This window comes from Cupriavidus sp. PET2-C1 (assembly GCF_054515855.1).
Window position 1 is genome coordinate 955,818 of the sequence record NZ_CM137260.1, and the last position, 16,765, is coordinate 972,582.

Sequence of the window (16,765 nt, forward strand, 5' to 3'; positions counted from 1 at the left end):
ACCCGCACTGTCAATGAAACGCGGCAAAACGCTACAGCTACACAAAGAGGATCAACACGATGAGGCGACAGCTTCGAAACGGCGGCCTACTGCTGGTTGCCACGCATATAGCCGGTTGCGGCGTGGGCCAGGCCGTAAAGGACAGCACGGTGGAGGCGGCAAAATGGGCCTTCACGACGCAGGTCAAGACCCTGCGCCTCGATCTGACCAGCCGGTCGTCGTTAAATACAAACGGCGCCGGGCAATCGTTGTCGACGGTGGTGCGGATCTACCAGTTGAAATCGCCGCAGGCCTTCGAGCAATTGAGCTATGCGCAGTTGCAGACGAATGATCTCGTTTCCCTCAAGCCCGATCTGCTGGCGGCCAAGGACGTCATCCTGCGCCCCGATGCGAGCGTGAGCCTGAGCGAGCCGATGCATGCCGAGGCGGAGTATGTCGGGGTCATCGCGCTCTTCCGCAGCCCTGACAAGGAGACGGTCTGGAAGCTGGTGGTGCCCAAGAAGCAGTGGAAGAAGACCGATCCGGTGAGGATCGAGGTGCGCGGCAGCACGCTGGAGCTGGCGGGAGCCGGCTTTGATGGTCCTGGCGCCGTGGATGGCGGCGGCATGGGCAGACCAGCCACGGTGCAAGCGGCTGCTCGCTTGCCGATGTCACGGCACGCGGGATGATACCGGTGCCGCTTCACTGATGAGGCGAAAGACGATGACGAATTCAATCAACGCAGCGCACGCACCGCAGCCGCAGGTGCCTGCCGCATTGCCGTCGGCATCGGGCGACGCCGCGAAGATGCATCCCGGTTACTGGCTCACGCACGTCGGCAGGCGCTTTCCCGGCCTGTTTGCGGCAACGGACAAGTTGCGCGCCTTGCGCGATCCTGCGGTGCGGGTATGGCCTGACCACTACTACATTCCATACAGGCCTCTGCGGAACATGGTGATGCGCGGGCTTGGCTTTCGCTCAGGCGACACGATACCGGCGGAGCTGCTCGATGAGTTTAACCTTGCGGCGTCAATGGCGGCCTGGCGCGTGACGCAGGGGATATACCGCATCGACCCGACGGTCTACGATGCCTTGTGCGCGACGCCTGTGACAGGGGAATTGCCCGCGGCGTTGTTGCGGCACTTGCCTGAATGGTGTGTCTATCTAGAGACCCCCGGCATGCACTGGGACCATCTTCCCGTTTATGGCGTCTTTGCCAACCTGTGGGACAACGGCGACGGCCGCGAGGTGCTGATGCTGCAGCTCAATTACACTGATGGCGTGATCACTTCGCCGATCGATCTGACTCGCCGCACATTGGGCGAGGCTATTCGCGGCCAGTTTCAAAGCATGCGTAACGCCGGCATGGTGGTCGAACCGGATTTTGAGCGAAATATGCTGACGCTGCTGCCGCGTATTCTCTCGCTGCTCCTGTACCTGTGCAGCGAAGCCGCCGAAATCGGGGATGGTGCATCCAGGCCATCGCGGCCGGTGCCCAAGCGCACCAAGAAAGGGGTGCGCATGTTCGCCGCGCAGCGACCGGTGCGCTGGGACGTCGCCACGCGCCTGGGCGCCGCGCTGCGCCGTGCTGGCCCTGATGCCGCTGGCGATGCCGCCGGCGCTGGCGATGGTGCCGGGACTCACGCTGGCCCGCGCCCGCACATCCGGCGGGCACACTGGCACACCTACCTGAGCGGCCCGCGTGATAGCGCGAAGCGCACCTTGCGCTGGATGCCACCCATTGCCGTCAACGTCGAAACGCCGGACGATCTGGTACCCACGTTGCGAAGTGCTGGCGTGGCGGACAAGGCGGGTGCCGGGAAGGGGGGCTAGCGATGGGATCGCGGTCTGCGTGAGCGCTGACGCGCAAAGGCGGGCCGTGAGAGTGGCTCGGCCTGGATATCGGGATACAGGCACCCTAAGGAATAGCGGGGCAACCCAACAGGAATGGCTATGAAAATGAACGCCATGTGGCTCAGGTGCGCGAGCCGCTTCGAAGGCTGGTGCGCTGGCAGCATTGTGGTCGTGCCTTTATTGGCGGTGCTCTTCGCCGGCGGATGCACGGCCACCTATCAAGCCAAGAGCGGCACCGATGCGGGCACGGAAAACACACAGGCCGCCAAGCAAGAGGATCGCAATCGACGAAGCTGGATGTTGGACGTCGCCGGCGTTCCACCCGAGATTTTCCCTGGTGCGAAACTCGGCTACTCCAAGGAGGAAAGCGCTAGGCGCCTGAGGCCGGAAGTCCGGGAACTGCTCGCGGGGATTTTGAAGATCATGGACAGGCCGGATCAATATGTGGGCCGTCAAGCGATCTATGACGCCTTGCATGTGGCGGGTGGCAAACGGGTGGTTTACTACGCGAATATGCCCGATGGGACCAAAGACCTGTGGTTTCGCGAAGACCTGCTGCCACAAGGGATCTTTGCCAATCCCGCATGGACTGGTTTGTACTCATACAGCCGTCGGACTCAACGTGACAAGCAACCTGGGCGGAGCGTTGAGGTCGAGATCGATATCAGCCCCGAGCGGGACTGCATCGACAGCCGCGCCGTGGAAGGGTATCTCGACCTGTACGTGGATCCGCGAATTATCGCGTGGATACACCCCCTACCGAGGGAGGCATGGGATCGACATGGCCCGGGCCGACATTCAGCTCATGTCACAGGAAAAAACCCTGTAAATGGATTGCGTATTGGTTTCATAGACGGATGTTGGTCGCATATGACATTTAGTAATTTCTATCCCGAAAATGAGGTGGCAGATGCAACAGTTTTCCAGCGATGATCCAGTTTTTGACGGCCTGACTCGCAAGAATGGCGTTAGCCAGTCAGGTCTGAAGGACATGATCGATCGCATCAATATTTGTGAGCGGCCTCGGCAATAAGTGCTAGATCGTAGTCGGCTTCGGGTGGGAAATCAGTTCGCGTTTAAATAATGGCGGCCTATTGACCGGATCCCGAAACATGATGCTAAACAAACAATGAATGGGCCTGCGGGTCTTGGATTGGCTTCAGATCATCAATCTGTCGTTGCTGAATGGCGCCGCCTGGTTCGCCCTGCCATTCGACAGCGTCGTCCCTGGCCTCGTGACGCTCGCGATGACCACGGAATTCGCGGCATCGACGCTCTACAGCCGATGGCAGCTAAAGTGGATGCCCGTTGTATACCGTCTCTATCTCGATGTGGTCCATGACGGCCTCTGCCCGGATCGGGGCGCGGACATCAATGGAAAGAATGCCTGGAAGTGGTATCGCAAGCAGGCTTATCCGAAGGCGGTAGATCCTGTGCGGCCAGAAGATACGCGGCCTGCTGGGACCACGTGCGGATTAGGTGATGCATGGAAGATGAGAATAGCGCCGGCCCGCCTCCGGGCCGGCAAGTATCCTCTGCGGCTTCTATTGCTCAAGGTCTTCGGCCCGAGCCGTAGTTCTTCCCCGGTCAGTCACGCATCGCCGGCATGGCGTTGCCCGTCAACAGTACCGCCGCTTGCTCGCCATACGCCACCACGTAACCGCCGTTGGACGCTTGCCATGCCTGGGCGCCTTGCCAGTCGGCGAACCAGAGTTGCTGGTAGTCGCCGAACTGTCCAAGGTCGAGGCGGTAGCGGTCCAGTACCCTGGCGGGCCGGCCGTCGATGTCGCGTTTGCATGCGGACCAGCTGGTGTAGCCCAGTTCGGCCGCCAGCAGTTGCAGGCAGTGCTTGAGCTGCAGGGTGTGGCGCAGCCGGTAGAGTTCCGCGACGCTATTCGTGCATACCGGCGTGCGTACCTGCGCGCGGTGGATGCGCCGGATTACCGGTAGCGCCTGCATGGCTTGTTCGGCGTGGAGCTGGCGCAGCAGCCTGCGTGCATGGCGGCGCAGGAAGTCGCTATTGGGAAGGCGAGCGGGTGTGTTGAGCGTGTTGAGCCACATGTCATGTCCTTTGCAATGCCGTTTCCCGCGGCGGCAAAAAAGGTCAACGGTGTGGTTCTTGCAACGAACTGGCGGTGCCGGGCTGGATCGCTCGGCGCCGTACGGTACGGGCGGGCAGGTGCGCTGGCTTTTGCGGGAGCGGGCGCCCTGCCGGCGCCCGGACCAGATTATATGCCAACGGCGCGTGCGCTTGGCAAGCGTTGCCGGTTTCAGGCTGCGCGTTCCCTTTGGCCGGATGCCAGGCAGCTAAGCTGCCTGCGCCTCGATTTCGGCCGTTAGTCCGAGTTCCTCCACCAGCCGTGCCGCCAGCGCTGCGGCCTGGTTGCGCACGTCGATGATGGTGCCGGACTCCCACAGCGCCCCGCGCAGCGGCGCGCCCAGTGCGCTGAGGCCCGGCACGAGGCGGCCGCCGCGATCGAATACGCGGCCGTGCGCATCGCCGTCCAGGCCGGATCCGGCTGCCGCTGGCCGGACCAGGCCGCGCGCCAGCAGGCTGCGCACCAGCGGCCGGGTGTTGCCGGCGTGCCAGCCGTATTCCGCGCCGGTGCAGTTGATGGCGGCGTCCACCGTGGCCGGGGCTTGCAGTTCGCGGGAGAGGTGCAGCGCTACGCGGACGTGTTTCTCCGCTTTGCCCGTGGGGCCGCGTTGCCAACCGGTGGCGTCGTTCACGTCATGCTTGTTGGCCACGGCTTCGAGGGCGGTGACGCGGGCGGCGTGCACATGCAGGCGGCCCTGCGCACGCACCGCCTCGAAGACCGCGTGCGTGGGCGGTGCCGCGCGATGCAGCAGGTTGTCCCAGAAGGGGCGCACATGACGCAGGAAGCGCTGGCGCTCCGGCACGCTGGCGGCTGCCCACAGCGGGCCGATGTAGGTGCGCAGCGCGGGCGGCACGCTCTGCCAGTCGAGGCCCCGGGCGCCCAGCTTGTCGCGCTGCTGGCGCACCCAGCGGACCACGCCGCGGGCGGTGGGCGCGGCCAGCGCTTCGGGCCCGGCGGCGGCGAGGAAGTCGTCGCAGGGGCCGGCGTTGTGGCGTAGCCAGGGCACCAGCGCGCGCCGCGAGAACGCGTGGTAGGTGCCGGTGAAGCCGTGCCGTTCCAGCGTGGCAACCACGTCGAGCATGGTCAGGCTGGTGCCGATCAAGGCGATGTCGCGCGCGCTGGCGAGCCGGGCGAGTGCATCGGGTTGCCAGGGATCCGGGAGGTAGCGGCCGACGGCCTCCAGCGTGTCGTCTTGTGCCAGCGCTGGCCGTGCCTGCTGCACGCCGGTGGCCAGCACGATGTGGTCGGCGTCCCATGCGCGGCCGTCGGCGCCGCGCACGCGGTGCGGCACGCCGATGGTCACGTCGGTGATTTCCGTGCGCACGTGCTCCAGCGTGGCGCGTCCGGCGGCGCCGGCCAGGGCGCGCGCCAGGGTGTCTCGCAGGTAGTCGCCATAGACGCTGCGCGCAGCGAAGGCATTGTCGGCGTCGGCGGCGCTGGCATGCCCGTGGCGCACCAGCCATTGCGAGAAGTCCTCCAGCGCTTCGGGATAAAGGCTGAAGTTCAGCGCGGGCCCGTTCAGGTAGTGGGCCGGGTCCTGCGTGCTGTAGGCCAGGCCGCGCCCCGGCTCGGCGCGTGGCTCGAACAGGTGGATGGCAAGCGGGGCGTTGCTGTCCCGCAGCAGGCGGATGGCGGTCAGGGTGCCGGCCATGCCGCCGCCGACGATGGCGATGCGGCGCGGCTGGGAGTCGGGTCGGGTCATGATGGCCTCAGGCTTGGCTGCCGGACGGCGTGGCTGCCGCGGCATGGGTTGCGATGTCGGCCGCCGCGCGCAGGGCCTGCGCGCCGGCGCCGGCCAGGATCGCGTCGTTCTGCGGTGTGTGGATGCGGCTGCAGAGCACGTTGCGGTAGTGGCGCTCAAGCGGGTTGCCGCGCGACAGGGCGGGGTTGCCGGCGTGCCTGAGCGCGAGCTCCACGGCGGCGATGGCGTTATCGGTCACGTTGAGCTTGAGCAGGTTGCTGTCGCTCGCGCTGGCCGGTGCGCCGGCATCGGCATCCGCGCTGAAGCGCTCCAGCAGGACGCGGTTGGCCAGCAGCCAGCCGTCGATGCGGCCCACCGCTTCCTGGAAGCGCGGCAAGGTGGCCAGCGGCGCGCCCAGGCTGCCGGGGGCACGCAGGTTGAGCCATGCCACGAACCAGTCGCGGGCGCTGCGCGCCACGGCGTCGTAGAGCGTGCCGAGCAGGGTCGACGTCCACACGGCCCAGGCCGGGTCGTAGCGCTCGCCCCAGGCGGCGGGCAGGCGCAGGTCGACCGCGTAGGCGGCGGGCAGCGGCGTGTTGTCGAAGACCACGTCGTGGCTGCCGGTGGCGCGCATGCCGAGGTGATCCCAGGTGGGCACCACGGTGATGCCGGGCGCGTCGCGCGGCACCAGGAACACGCCGGTGCGCGGGACCGGCTCGTCGGTGCGCCCCCACACGGCCAGCCAGCTCAGGGCCGGGATGCCGGTGGAGTAGATCTTGTGGCCGGACAACAGCCAGCCCTCGCCATGCCGGCGCGCCACCGTGGCCGGCAGGCCGCCGCGCGCGGGAGACCCCAGTTCGGGCTCCACGCGCAGCGAGTTGATCAGCGCACCTTGTTCCACCGCGCTGCGCTGCACCTGCTCCCGCACGGGCGCCGGCCATTGCGTGTCTTGCGCCAGGTTGCGGTGTCCAAGGATCTGCATCACCAGCACCAGCGCGGTAGACGGATCTCCGGCGGCAACGTGATGGACGATGCGGCGGGCGTCGGCAAGTCCCGCCCCGGCACCGCCAAGCACGCGCGGCACGGTCAGGGCGAGCAGGCCAAGCTGGTGGAGCTCGGCGATGTTCTCGAAGGCGAAGCTGCCATCGCGGTCATGGGCGGCGGCGCGCGCGGCAAAGCGTTCGGACAACGCATGCAGTGCTTCGTCGGAGGGAAGCGTGGGCGTTGCGCGGGCCGCGCCGGGCGGCGGCGGGGCCGGCTCGGCAGGCTCGGCCGAGGCAAAGCCGCTCTCGCGATGCCACTGGGAAATCCGCTGCCGGCTGGTGGTGCCGGTGGACTGCAAGCTCATGGTTGCTCCTGTCGTGTGCTTGTGCTGTTTTGTCTTTGGTTATGCGTGGTGGGTGATTAGTGGCAAATCAGTCCGCTTTCCACCAGCATCATGTTGAAAGCGGCGTCGCCGGCGGCCGCGTCGCGCAGCCGCGCAAGGCGCCCGTCGCGCTGCCAGCGCGCCAGCCATTGCGCCAGGTAGCGCGCGGATTGCGCGTCTGGCTGGCGCAGCGCCAGCGCCGCGCCCTCGCCGTCGAGCACCAGCGGCGCCGCGGTAAAGAAACGCCATTCGGGCAAGCGCATCACCCGGGCGACCAGCGTGGCGTCTTCCGCCACCGCCGCGCACTCGCCGCGGCGGAACGCCAGCAACGCCTGCAGTGGCGAGGGATAGCTGCGCAGCGCGGCGCCGGCGCGCGCCAGCGCGGGTTGAAAAGGGCTGCCCGCGCTCACGCAGGCCGTCTTGCCGTTGAGGGCATCGAGCCGGCTGACCGGCGTGTAGCGCAGCGTCAGCAGGGTGCCGCGCGGCGTGGCCGGCGCCGGCACGGCAGCCGCGCGCGGCTGTCCGCCGTCCTGCGGCGCGCCGAAGGCGAGGTCGATGTCCGCGTTGGCGCTGTTGCCGAAGCCCGCAACAGGCAGATGACGCAGCCTCACCGGCACGCCCAGCGCGCGGCCGAGCTCGGCGGCCAGCGCGGCCTCGCCCGGGTCGGGCTCCGCGACCAGGGGCCGGCCCGGTGGCGTGGGGCGCGGATAGGCGTGCACGCCCACCACCAGCTCGCCGCGCGCCCGGGCCTGCAGGAGCAGCGGGCCGGGCTCGGCCGGTTGGGCTTGCCAGGGTGCACCCGTGAACAGCCAAAGCGGCACGGCCATGGCGCTGGCGGCCAGCGCCATGGCGCCTGCCGCGCGCCGCGCAGCACGCAGCGCTCCCGGCGGTATGCGGGGCAGGGCGCGCGCTGGATCGCGCGCTTGCACCGCATGCGGGCCCAGCCACCCTGTGCCGTTCAGATGCCAGAGCTCATCGGGCATGGCTTACCATCCCTGGCCCAGCCCCAGCAGGCCCAGGATCTCGCGGCGCAGCCGGATCAGCTCGGGATCGTCGCGGTGGCGCGGGTAATCGCGATCGATCTTGATTTCCGCCGTGATGCGGGCGGGGCGTTCGCTGAACACGATCACGCGGGTTGCCAGCAGCAGCGCTTCTTCCACGTCGTGAGTGACCAGCAGCGCGGTAAAGCGCGAGCGCTGCCACAGCGAAACCAGTTCACCTTGCATGCTCAGGCGTGTGAGGGAATCGAGCTTGCCCAGCGGTTCATCGAGGATCAGCAAGCGCGGCTCGTTGACCAGCGCGCGCGCCAGCGCGGCGCGCTGCGCCATGCCGCCGGACAACTGGCGCGGATAGGCTCGCGCGAACTCGGTCAGGCCGACGCGCGCCAGCGCATCGTCCACGCGCTCGCGCTGGCTGCCGAGCAAGCCGCGCGCCTCCAGGCCCAGCGCGGCGTTGTCCCATACGGTGCGCCACGGATACAGCGTCGGGTCCTGGAACACCACCACCCGGCTGGGGTCCGGCCCGCTGATTGGCACGCCATCCACTGCCAGCGTGCCGCGCCGCGGCGGCTCCAGCCCGGCAACGAGCCGCAGCAGGGTGGACTTGCCGCAGCCGCTGGGTCCGAGCAGGGCCACGAATTCGCCCGGCTCGGCCGTCAGGCTGACGCGGCTGAGCACCGGCAACACCTGGTCGCGCAGCGTGAAATGGTGACTCACCTGGTCGATCGCCAGGCGCACGCCGTTGCTGGCGCTGTCCCTGCCGGTAGCGGCTTGCGCAGGTTGGGCCTGGGCGGGTTTGTCGAGCACGGCGCTTACCATTTGACCACTCCTTTTTGCCAGGCCAGCAGGCGATCCCGCGAGCGGAACAGCAGCGTGATGAGCCCCGAGAAGATGATCGCCATGACCAGCAGCGCGCCGTACATGCTGGCGTAGGCGGCCCAGCCCTGGGCCCATTGCAGATACCAGCCCAGCCCGGACTTGACGCCCAGCATCTCGGCCACCACCAGCACCGAGAACGACGCGCCAAGGCCCATGAACAAGCCAACGAACACGCTGGGCAGCGCCGCGGGCACCGCCACCTTGAGCACCAGGAAACGCTCCTTGGCGCCGAGCGTGCGCGCCACGTCGTAGTACGCCGGGTCGACCGCCGCCACGCCGGACCAGGTCAGCACCGTGACCGGGAACCACGTGGCCAGCGCCACCAGGAAGGTGGCGGCGCTGGCGCTGCTGGGAAAGGCGAAGAACACGATCGGCAGCCAGGCCGTGGCCGGCAGCGGGCCCAGCAGGCGCAGCACCGGATGGACCCAGTAGCCCGCGCGGGTCGACCAGCCGATGGACACGCCGGTCAGGAAGCCCGCCAGCGCGCCCAGCAGGTAGCCGGTGGCCAGCAGGCGCAACGAATGCGCCACCGCCTCTGCCAGCCGTGCATAGTCCTCGACAAAGACTTCGACAAGCGCCTGCGGTGGCGCGAAGAACGGGCGCGGCAACAGCCCGAGCTTGGCGGTCACCACTTCCCATATGAAGGTCAGCACCGCCAGCACCAGCAGCCATGGCCCGGCGCGGCGCAACGAGGCGCCAATGCCGCCCAGCCGGTGCTGCACGAAGGCCAGCACCAGCAGCACCGCGGCAATGCCCGCGAACAGCGAGGCGGTCTCATGGGTCAGCGGCCAGTCCTCCGGCTCGGGCCAGAACTTGACGATGGCCGCCACGCTCAGCCAGGCCGCCGCGGCCAGCGCGCCACCCAGCCAGACGCGCGGCACGGCGGGCGCGGGCACGGCCAGGAAATCATCGTGCGCATCCTGCAAGCCATGCGCGCCGTGTTGCCCTTCAGCCGAGAACGTTGGCATAGATGCGCTCCGCGAATTTGTTGGAATCGGTGCCCGGCCGGATGACCGACACCAGCTTGAGCTCGTCCGTGTACTGCGCCAGTTCCTTCTTCAGGTCCGCGCCGACCGGATGGTGGCCGTGGGTGTGGCTCTTGAGCATGGCCACCACATCGGCCTGCGGCACCTTGGCGAACTCGGCGAAATGCCGGGCGGTTTCTTCCGGGTGGGCTACCGTCCAGTCCTGCGCCTGCAGCACGGCGTGCGTGAGCGCGGCGGCGGCCGGCTTGTCCTCGCGCAGCAGGCTGCCGCGGATCCCCAGCACGCAGCAGGAGCGGTTGGCGTATTCATCCGACAGGTTGGTGGCCACCTCGACCAGGCTGCGTTCCTTGCGCAGCAGGTAGGTGCGCGGGTCCCCGTCGGCGGCGGCCTGGGCCTCGCCTTTTTCCAGCGCGATGCCGAGCAGGTCCGCCGGGTACTGGCGCCACTGCACGTCGCGCACCGGGTCAATGCCGCGCTTGGCCAGCAGGATGGAGAAGAAATTCTTGGCCGGGCTGGCCATGTCGCTGACCGCCACCGTCTTGCCCTTGAGGCTCTTCAGGTCGGTCACGCCGGAATTGCGCAGGGTGAGCAGCCGCATGCAGCCGCCGTGGGTGGCGGCGGTCAGCTTCACGTCAAAACCCTGCTCCAGCGGCTTGAGCCAGCGCAGCGCCATGCCCACGCCCGCGTCGGCCTTCTTGGTGGCGATGGCTTCCAGCAACTGGTCGGTGGAGCCGCCGAAGTTGATCAGCTCCACCTCCAGCCCATGGTTGCGGAAGATGCCTTCCTTCACCGCCGCGGCGACCGGCGCCAGGCACACGCCGCTGGCGTTCCAGGCCAGCTTGATCGGCTTGAGCTGCCCGGCGGCGCTGGCCCGGGACGTCCAGACAAAGGGCGCGATGCCGCTGGCCACGGCCAGCGTGCCGGCTGCCTGTAGCCAGCCGCGGCGGCTCAGGGTGGCGGTGCCGCGCGGGTTGTCCGCGGACGCGGGACGGTGGTTGGCCAACGGTTGCTCTGGCTCTTGATGCATGACACTCCTCGTTAGGCAGCGGTATGCCCGATGTGGTGGGATGTGGACGATATGCACCATGCTAAGAACAGGTTCACTGCAATAGAACGAATTTGTTGGCACAAGCTTGCACGCCCAGCGACTAATGCGGCTGCCGCATATGCTTGTACGCAGGCGGTGGCCGGCAGTCCGCTGGGTTAAGATCGCCGCTTTCCGCTCCGGTCAGATCGATGCAAGCGCAGGCAGTCACCGCCCCAAGGCGGGTGGATATCGTGGTGTATCCCGGCTTCAAGGCCATGGAGGCGATCGGCCCGATGACGGTGTTCGACTACGCCAATGTGCGGCTGGCCCAGCTCGGGCAGCCACCGGCCTATGCCACGCGGGTGGTGGCGCTGGAGGCCGGCCCGGTGCGCTCGGACACGCTGATGACGCTGGAGGCCACGGCGCGGCTCGATCCCGTGCTGCTGCCGGATATCGCGGTGATCGTCGGCGCGCGCGACATCGAGCGGGCCATGGGCGATGCCGAAGGCATCGTGCCGTGGGCACGCGCGGTGGCGCCACGCATCGGACGATTGATTGCGCTGTGTTCGGGCACCTTCTTCCTGGCGGCGGCGGGCGTGCTGGACGGGCGCCGCGCCACCACGCACTGGAGCGTGGCCACGCTGCTGCGCCAGCGCTTTCCGGCCGTGGAGGTGGATGCGGATGCCATCTTCATCCGCCAGGGCAACCTGTGGACGTCCGCCGGGGTGACCGCCGGCATCGACCTGGCGCTGGCTGTGGTGGAAGAGGATCTCGGCCGGGACCTGGCCCTATACCTGGCGCGCGAGCTGGTGGTCTACCTCAAGCGCCCGGGCGGGCAATCGCAGTACAGCCTTCACTTGGCCAGCCAGGCGACCAGTCATGCCGGCATTCGCGGGGTGCAGGACTGGATCCTGTCCAACCTGGCGCACGATTTCACGCTGGAGGAAATGGCGGGGCGGGTGGCGATGAGCGAGCGCAATTTCCGGCGCGTGTTTGCGCGGGAGGCGGGTGCCAGCCCGATGGCGTTCATCGAGTCGGCGCGCATCGAAGGGGCGCGGCGGCTGCTGGAGCAGGGCGAGCTGCCGCTCAAGGCCATTGCGGCGCGCACCGGCTTTGGGTCGGATGAAGGGCTGCGGCGCGCGTTCCTGCGTCAGCTAGGTATCACGCCGCGCGAGTACCGCGAGCGGTTTGGGGCCATGCAGCCATAGCGCGGCGCTTACGGGTTGCCTGTGGCGGGCGATGTGGTGGGCATTGTGGCGGGCATTGTGGCCGGCGATGTGGCCGCGGAGGGCGCGTTGGCGTGAAGGCCCGGATCCTGGCTCGCCGGCGTATCGGCGCCCGTGCCACCGGTGCCGTTCTGCGTGCTGTCTTGCGAGCGCTGGCGACCCCGGCCGCGGCCGCCGCCACGCCCGCTGGTCCCGGCCGGCGCGGCGTGGTTCTGCCGCAACTCCTGGTTGATGCTGTCCACCGTGCGCGGCGAAGGCGTCATGCGCGCGAAGTTGCTCTGGATCGCGTTCATGGCTTCGTCGCCGCCGGCGGGCGAGCCTTGCGCAAAGGCGGCGCAGGAGAGCAGTAACGAGGCTGCCACGGGAATCAGGCGGAAAGTGCGGGCGCTGCGGAGCATCGTGATGTCCTTCGGGGTGGTCGCGTTCCCGGGGGATGCTAGCAGCATGGCGTGCCGGCGGGCAACGCCGCGCCCGGCGGATTCCGTTTCAGCGGCCACCGGCTTGTTTCAACGTATTACCAAGCGGCGCCGCCTGCCCAAGGCAAAGCGGTTCTACTCCAGGTTCTGCCCGATACGCCACAGCACCCCGGATGGGTCCAGCAGCACGAAATCCCGCATCTTCCACGGCTGATCCTGCGGCGGCACCAGCCTCACGCCGTAGCGCCCGGCGAGGTCCTGCGCGTTGACCTTGTCCCACCAGGCCCCGACGTCCTCCACCAGCAGGTGCATCATCAGGTTCTCGGCCAGGTCCCGCACGTAGAAATTCTGCAGCATGAAGCTGCAAGATCCGTGATGCAGGTAGGCCAGGCTGTCGTCGCTCCACGGCATGACGAAACCCAGGTCCTGGTAGAACTGCTTGGAGAGCGCGAAATCGCGGGCGGGCACGAAGGCCTTGAGTTCGATGGCGGACAGGTTGCTCATGGTATCGGTGCCTCGGGGCCAGGCCTAGGCGAGCGGCCGAGGTTGGCCTGAGGCTGGCTGTTAGTCGGAACGCAGGGCAATGCCCCACGCCGGCGGCGCGGTTCAGAGCTGCGCCGCGTGATGCCGGATATGGTTTTCCATCAAGGTGGCGATGAAGTAGTAGCCGTGGTCGTAGCCCTCGTGCCGGCGCAGCAGCAGCGGCTGCCCAATGGCGGCGCACGCGGCTTCGAAGACCTCCGGATACAACTGCTCGGCGAGGAATTTGTCGGCCAGGCCCTGGTCGACCAGGATGCCGCGGGGGAAGGGCGCCTTTGCCTGGCGCGCCATCAGCGCCGAGGCATCGTACTGCGCCCAGCTGGCGCGATCCTCGCCCAGGTAGCGGCTGAACGCTTTCTCGCCCCAGGGGCAACGCGTGGGCGCGGCGATTGGCGCAAACGCCGACACCGAGCGGAAGCGCCCGGGGTGACGCTGCGCCAGCACCAGCGCGCCGTGCCCGCCCATCGAGTGGCCGAAGATGCCAACGCGCTGCGCATCGGCCGGCAGCACCGTGGTGACGAGGTCGAACAGTTCCTGCGTCACGTAGCTCTCCATGCGCCAGTACTGGCTCCACGGCGCCTGCGTGGCGTCCAGGTAAAAGCCCGCCCCCGCGCCGAAATCCCACGACTCGGCCTCGCCGGCAATGCCGGTGTCGCGCGGGCTGGTATCCGGCGCCACCAGGATCAGGCCGTGCTCGGCGGCATAGCGCTGGGCGCCGGCCTTGATCATGAAGGTTTCGTCGGTGCAGGTCAGGCCGGCCAGGTAGAACAGCGCGGGCAGGCGCTGTTCGGGCTGGACCAGCGCCTGCGCGGGCAGGAACACCGAGAACCGCATCGGCAGGCCGATGGTGGCCGATGCGTGGCGATAGAAGCGCTGCACGCCGCCGAAGCAGCCGTGCTCGGAGAGAAGCTCGAGCATGGCCGGCCTCAGTACAGCACTACCGAGCGGATCGACTCGCCGCGCTTCATCAGGTCGAAGCCTTCGTTGATGCGCTCCAGCGGCAAGGTGTGGGTGATCAGGTCGTCGATGTTGAGCTTGCCCTCCATGTACCAGTCGACGATCTTGGGCACATCGGTGCGCCCGCGCGCGCCGCCGAAGGCCGAGCCCTTCCATTCGCGCCCGGTCACCAGCTGGAACGGGCGGGTGGAGATTTCCGCACCGGCCTCGGCCACGCCGATGATGATGGACTTGCCCCAGCCCTTGTGGCAGCACTCCAGCGCCTGGCGCATGACCCTGGTGTTGCCGATGCATTCGAACGAGTAGTCGGCGCCGCCATCGGTCAGCTGCACGATATGGTCCACCACATTCTCGACTTCGTTCGGGTTGATGAAATGCGTCATGCCGAACTTGCGCGCCATGGCTTCGCGGCCCGGGTTCAGGTCCACGCCGATGATCTTGTCCGCGCCCACCATCTTGGCCGCCTGGATCACGTTCAGGCCGATGCCGCCGAGGCCGAACACCACCACGTTCGCGCCGGCTTCCACCTTGGCGGTAAACAGCACCGCGCCCACGCCGGTGGTCACGCCGCAGCCGATGTAGCAAACCTTGTCGAACGGCGCATCCGGGCGGATCTTGGCCAGCGCGATCTCCGGCACCACGATGTGGTTGGCAAAGGTGGAGGTGCCCATGTAATGGAAGATCGGCTTGCCATCGATGGAAAAGCGCGAGGTGCCGTCGGGCATCAGGCCCTTGCCCTGGGTCGAGCGAATGGCCTGGCAAAGGTTGGTCTTGCGCGACAGGCAGAACTTGCACTGGCGGCATTCCGGCGTGTAGAGGGGGATCACGTGGTCGCCCGGCTTGAGCGAGGTCACGCCCGGGCCCACGTCGGTGACGATGCCGGCGCCTTCGTGGCCCAGGATGGCCGGGAAGATGCCCTCCGGGTCGGCGCCGGACAGTGTGTAGTAGTCGGTATGGCAAATACCCGTGGCCTTGATCTCCACCAGCACTTCGCCGGCGCGCGGGCCGTCCAGGTCCACTTCTTCCACGGTCAGCGGGGCGCCGGCTTTCCAGGCGATGGCGGCTTTGGTCTTCATGATGGTTTTCCTTGGTAGTGGCTGGCAGCCAGGGCGCCCGCCCGATATCTGGGGACGTAAGTCGGCGCCGCGCGGTACAAGCCCGGGCGCGGCGTCTCTTGTCAGCAGAGACTATACGTCGATCCGGCTGGCCACGGACGCCCGAAGCGGCCGATTTGGCCCTGGGCGCCCCCTGTTTGGCCAAAAACGTGGGTTGGCTGGCCGGCTTGGTTGACCGGGCCGGCGGCTGCGGCTTAAATGCCGGTTCCACCCACGTGCCGCCGCCCAGGTTCCATGTCCTTGCCATATTGCCTGTCCGCCTCGCCCGCCACCCGCAAGGACCGGACATGAGTCACGAAGCCGAGCGCACCTCCCGCGCCTCGCCGGTGCAGCGCGCCCTCTGGATCCTGCGTGCCCTGTCCGACCCGCAAGTGCGCCGCTTGTCCGACGTGGCGCGTGCCACCGGGCTGGACCCGGCCACCGCGTCGCGCCTGCTGGAGTTGCTGGTGGCCGAAGGCTTTGTCACCCGCGATGCCAGCAGGCGCTTTGGCATCGGCCCGGAGATTTTTCAGCTGGCCGACGTGGCCCAGCGCCGGGTCGACCTGCGCGCGCTGGCGCGGCCGAGCCTGGAGCGGCTGGTGGAGGAGTTCGAGGATACCGCCGTGCTGACCCTGGCCAGCCGGGGCGAATCGGTGGTGGCGGATATCGAGCTGGGCACATTCCCGATCCGCGCCAACTATGTCGAGATCGGCACACGCCGCCCGCTCGGGGTGGGCGCAGGCAGCCTGGCGGTGCTCGCCTGGATGCCGGAAGCCGAGCGCACCGCGCGGACCCGGCTAGGCAAGGCGCAGTGCGCGCGTTACCCGCGCCTCACGGCCGAGGTGATCGGCGAGCAGATCGAGGCCGCCCGTGCGCGCGGCCATGCCTTGTTCCTGGATTGGGTGGTCGACAAGATGGGCGGCATCGCCGTGCCGCTGCTTGACTACGAAGGCCGCCCGCTGGGCGCGTTGAGCGTGGCGGCACTGAGCGAGCGGATCCTGTCTCGCGAGGCGAAGATGGCGCGCCGGCTAAAGGAGGAGGCGCGGCGCATCACGGGTGCGTGGGCGCGCCGCGCGCTAGGGGAATAGTGCAATAGTGCGTCGCTGAGGTGCGTCTCTGAGCCAGCCGCGCCTCAAGGCATGTCGAACTGTTCCGCCGGCTTGCCCTGGTCCAGTTCCGGCAAGCCTGCGGAATACATCACCGCCCAGTTGTCGGGGCCGAGCCCGCCATCACGACAAGGCAGGCTGGCGATGCGCTTCTGGTCTTTCTCCACGACCAGCCCTTCCTTCTCCCAGCCCTTGCCGCTGCCGGCATAGACCACATAGTCGTAGCCGCCGTTGGAGAACCTGAAGTAATCGGTGCCGCCGCCGGAGTATGCCGTGACACCCCAGCGGAAGTGCTTGCGCGGATCATCCGTGAGTTTCGGGTACGCCAGTTCGACGGCGCCCTTCTTGCCAAAGCGGTACTGCACATACCCCTTGGTCTTGGACAGGTCCGGCGAGGCGCAGAGCGACACAAGCTTGTTGCCCTTGACGGTACAGGAGAACGCAACTTGTTCGTCCTTCGTGCACAGCGAGTCGCGTGCCGTTGCCGTCAGCGAGAACATCGAAAGCAGCAGGGCGCCGAAGACGCGATGCGGGTGGGACATGGATGGCTCCGAGAA

General features: G+C 67.7%; 17 protein-coding genes. 5 read left to right on the plus strand and 12 right to left on the minus strand.

Annotation, left to right across the window (positions count from 1 at the left end):
• Positions 1 to 59: 59 nt before the first annotated feature.
• The 3 genes from tssJ to ACX12D_RS24300 all read left to right on the plus strand — a co-directional run bounded on the left by tssJ (position 60) and on the right by ACX12D_RS24300 (position 2,766).
• Positions 60 to 668 carry a type VI secretion system lipoprotein TssJ gene (gene tssJ, locus ACX12D_RS24290; protein ID WP_459376014.1) on the plus strand — a complete coding sequence of 203 codons (609 nt, stop codon included), beginning with the start codon at positions 60 to 62 and terminating at the stop codon, positions 666 to 668.
• A gap of 76 nt (positions 669 to 744) precedes the next feature.
• A complete protein-coding gene (locus tag ACX12D_RS24295; RefSeq protein WP_459376015.1) occupies positions 745 to 1,812 on the plus strand; it encodes an AcrVA2 family anti-CRISPR protein in 1,068 nt (355 codons plus the stop codon).
• A 120-nt stretch (positions 1,813 to 1,932) separates the two neighbouring features.
• Positions 1,933 to 2,766, plus strand: coding sequence for a hypothetical protein (locus tag ACX12D_RS24300; RefSeq protein ID WP_459376016.1), 834 nt, complete (start codon positions 1,933 to 1,935; stop codon positions 2,764 to 2,766).
• 654 nt (positions 2,767 to 3,420) lie between these two features.
• Here ACX12D_RS24300 and ACX12D_RS24305 read toward each other — a convergent pair.
• The 7 genes from ACX12D_RS24305 to ACX12D_RS24335 form a co-directional block, all read right to left on the minus strand.
• Positions 3,421 to 3,894: a hypothetical protein gene (locus ACX12D_RS24305; RefSeq protein WP_459376017.1), complete on the minus strand. Its 474-nt coding sequence runs from the start codon at positions 3,892 to 3,894 to the stop codon at positions 3,421 to 3,423.
• Between the two features lie 246 nt (positions 3,895 to 4,140).
• Positions 4,141 to 5,634 carry an FAD/NAD(P)-binding protein gene (locus ACX12D_RS24310; RefSeq protein WP_459376018.1) on the minus strand — a complete coding sequence of 498 codons (1,494 nt, stop codon included), beginning with the start codon at positions 5,632 to 5,634 and terminating at the stop codon, positions 4,141 to 4,143.
• A 7-nt stretch (positions 5,635 to 5,641) separates the two neighbouring features.
• A complete protein-coding gene (locus ACX12D_RS24315) occupies positions 5,642 to 6,961 on the minus strand; it encodes an acyl-CoA dehydrogenase family protein (protein ID WP_459376019.1) in 1,320 nt (439 codons plus the stop codon).
• Between the two features lie 56 nt (positions 6,962 to 7,017).
• Positions 7,018 to 7,962: a substrate-binding periplasmic protein gene (locus tag ACX12D_RS24320; protein WP_459376020.1), complete on the minus strand. Its 945-nt coding sequence runs from the start codon at positions 7,960 to 7,962 to the stop codon at positions 7,018 to 7,020.
• Between the two features lie 3 nt (positions 7,963 to 7,965).
• Complete coding sequence (locus tag ACX12D_RS24325; RefSeq protein ID WP_459376021.1) at positions 7,966 to 8,796, minus strand: ABC transporter ATP-binding protein; 831 nt, start codon at positions 8,794 to 8,796, stop codon at positions 7,966 to 7,968.
• Positions 8,790 to 9,824 carry an ABC transporter permease gene (locus ACX12D_RS24330; RefSeq protein WP_441638769.1) on the minus strand — a complete coding sequence of 345 codons (1,035 nt, stop codon included), beginning with the start codon at positions 9,822 to 9,824 and terminating at the stop codon, positions 8,790 to 8,792. Before ACX12D_RS24330 ends, ACX12D_RS24325 begins: the two co-directional genes overlap by 7 nt.
• Positions 9,805 to 10,869, minus strand: a complete 1,065-nt coding sequence (locus ACX12D_RS24335; RefSeq protein ID WP_459376022.1) for an ABC transporter substrate-binding protein — start codon at positions 10,867 to 10,869, stop codon at positions 9,805 to 9,807. The genes ACX12D_RS24330 and ACX12D_RS24335 overlap by 20 nt, the downstream gene beginning before the upstream one ends.
• Positions 10,870 to 11,078: 209 nt before the next feature.
• Between ACX12D_RS24335 and ACX12D_RS24340 the strand changes: the two genes are divergently transcribed.
• Positions 11,079 to 12,077: a GlxA family transcriptional regulator gene (locus ACX12D_RS24340; RefSeq protein ID WP_459376023.1), complete on the plus strand. Its 999-nt coding sequence runs from the start codon at positions 11,079 to 11,081 to the stop codon at positions 12,075 to 12,077.
• An 8-nt stretch (positions 12,078 to 12,085) separates the two neighbouring features.
• Here ACX12D_RS24340 and ACX12D_RS24345 read toward each other — a convergent pair whose 3' ends face one another.
• From ACX12D_RS24345 to ACX12D_RS24360, 4 genes are all read right to left on the minus strand, one after another.
• Positions 12,086 to 12,493 carry a hypothetical protein gene (locus ACX12D_RS24345; protein ID WP_459376024.1) on the minus strand — a complete coding sequence of 136 codons (408 nt, stop codon included), beginning with the start codon at positions 12,491 to 12,493 and terminating at the stop codon, positions 12,086 to 12,088.
• A gap of 153 nt (positions 12,494 to 12,646) precedes the next feature.
• Positions 12,647 to 13,015, minus strand: a complete 369-nt coding sequence (locus tag ACX12D_RS24350; RefSeq protein ID WP_459376025.1) for a VOC family protein — start codon at positions 13,013 to 13,015, stop codon at positions 12,647 to 12,649.
• A gap of 102 nt (positions 13,016 to 13,117) precedes the next feature.
• Positions 13,118 to 13,969 (minus strand): S-formylglutathione hydrolase, encoded by an 852-nt coding sequence (fghA, locus tag ACX12D_RS24355; RefSeq protein WP_459376026.1) that lies wholly within the window; start codon positions 13,967 to 13,969, stop codon positions 13,118 to 13,120.
• An 8-nt stretch (positions 13,970 to 13,977) separates the two neighbouring features.
• The gene (locus ACX12D_RS24360) at positions 13,978 to 15,084 is read right to left on the minus strand and encodes an S-(hydroxymethyl)glutathione dehydrogenase/class III alcohol dehydrogenase (RefSeq protein WP_459376027.1); all 1,107 of its coding nucleotides are present in this window, start codon (positions 15,082 to 15,084) and stop codon (positions 13,978 to 13,980) included.
• 326 nt (positions 15,085 to 15,410) lie between these two features.
• Here ACX12D_RS24360 and ACX12D_RS24365 point away from each other — a divergent pair, with 326 nt between their 5' ends.
• Entirely contained in the window at positions 15,411 to 16,190 is a 780-nt protein-coding gene (locus ACX12D_RS24365; RefSeq protein WP_441638782.1) for an IclR family transcriptional regulator, read from the plus strand.
• 44 nt (positions 16,191 to 16,234) lie between these two features.
• Here ACX12D_RS24365 and ACX12D_RS24370 read toward each other — a convergent pair whose 3' ends face one another.
• The gene (locus tag ACX12D_RS24370) at positions 16,235 to 16,750 is read right to left on the minus strand and encodes a hypothetical protein (protein ID WP_174423614.1); all 516 of its coding nucleotides are present in this window, start codon (positions 16,748 to 16,750) and stop codon (positions 16,235 to 16,237) included.
• Positions 16,751 to 16,765: the final 15 nt, after the last annotated feature.

Bases quoted from the DNA above. Each gene is read 5' to 3' on its own strand.
- tssJ (WP_459376014.1), top strand. From the start codon at position 60: ATGAGGCGACAGCTTCGAAACGGCGGCCTACTGCTGGTTGCCACGCAT.
- ACX12D_RS24300 (WP_459376016.1), top strand. From the start codon at position 1,933: ATGAAAATGAACGCCATGTGGCTCAGGTGCGCGAGCCGCTTCGAAGGC.
- ACX12D_RS24305 (WP_459376017.1), bottom strand. From the start codon at position 3,894: ATGTGGCTCAACACGCTCAACACACCCGCTCGCCTTCCCAATAGCGAC.
- ACX12D_RS24310 (WP_459376018.1), bottom strand. From the start codon at position 5,634: ATGACCCGACCCGACTCCCAGCCGCGCCGCATCGCCATCGTCGGCGGC.
- ACX12D_RS24315 (WP_459376019.1), bottom strand. From the start codon at position 6,961: ATGAGCTTGCAGTCCACCGGCACCACCAGCCGGCAGCGGATTTCCCAG.
- ACX12D_RS24320 (WP_459376020.1), bottom strand. From the start codon at position 7,962: ATGCCCGATGAGCTCTGGCATCTGAACGGCACAGGGTGGCTGGGCCCG.
- ACX12D_RS24325 (WP_459376021.1), bottom strand. From the start codon at position 8,796: ATGGTAAGCGCCGTGCTCGACAAACCCGCCCAGGCCCAACCTGCGCAA.
- ACX12D_RS24330 (WP_441638769.1), bottom strand. From the start codon at position 9,824: ATGCCAACGTTCTCGGCTGAAGGGCAACACGGCGCGCATGGCTTGCAG.
- ACX12D_RS24335 (WP_459376022.1), bottom strand. From the start codon at position 10,869: ATGCATCAAGAGCCAGAGCAACCGTTGGCCAACCACCGTCCCGCGTCC.
- ACX12D_RS24340 (WP_459376023.1), top strand. From the start codon at position 11,079: ATGCAAGCGCAGGCAGTCACCGCCCCAAGGCGGGTGGATATCGTGGTG.
- ACX12D_RS24345 (WP_459376024.1), bottom strand. From the start codon at position 12,493: ATGCTCCGCAGCGCCCGCACTTTCCGCCTGATTCCCGTGGCAGCCTCG.
- ACX12D_RS24350 (WP_459376025.1), bottom strand. From the start codon at position 13,015: ATGAGCAACCTGTCCGCCATCGAACTCAAGGCCTTCGTGCCCGCCCGC.
- fghA (WP_459376026.1), bottom strand. From the start codon at position 13,969: ATGCTCGAGCTTCTCTCCGAGCACGGCTGCTTCGGCGGCGTGCAGCGC.
- ACX12D_RS24360 (WP_459376027.1), bottom strand. From the start codon at position 15,084: ATGAAGACCAAAGCCGCCATCGCCTGGAAAGCCGGCGCCCCGCTGACC.
- ACX12D_RS24365 (WP_441638782.1), top strand. From the start codon at position 15,411: ATGAGTCACGAAGCCGAGCGCACCTCCCGCGCCTCGCCGGTGCAGCGC.
- ACX12D_RS24370 (WP_174423614.1), bottom strand. From the start codon at position 16,750: ATGTCCCACCCGCATCGCGTCTTCGGCGCCCTGCTGCTTTCGATGTTC.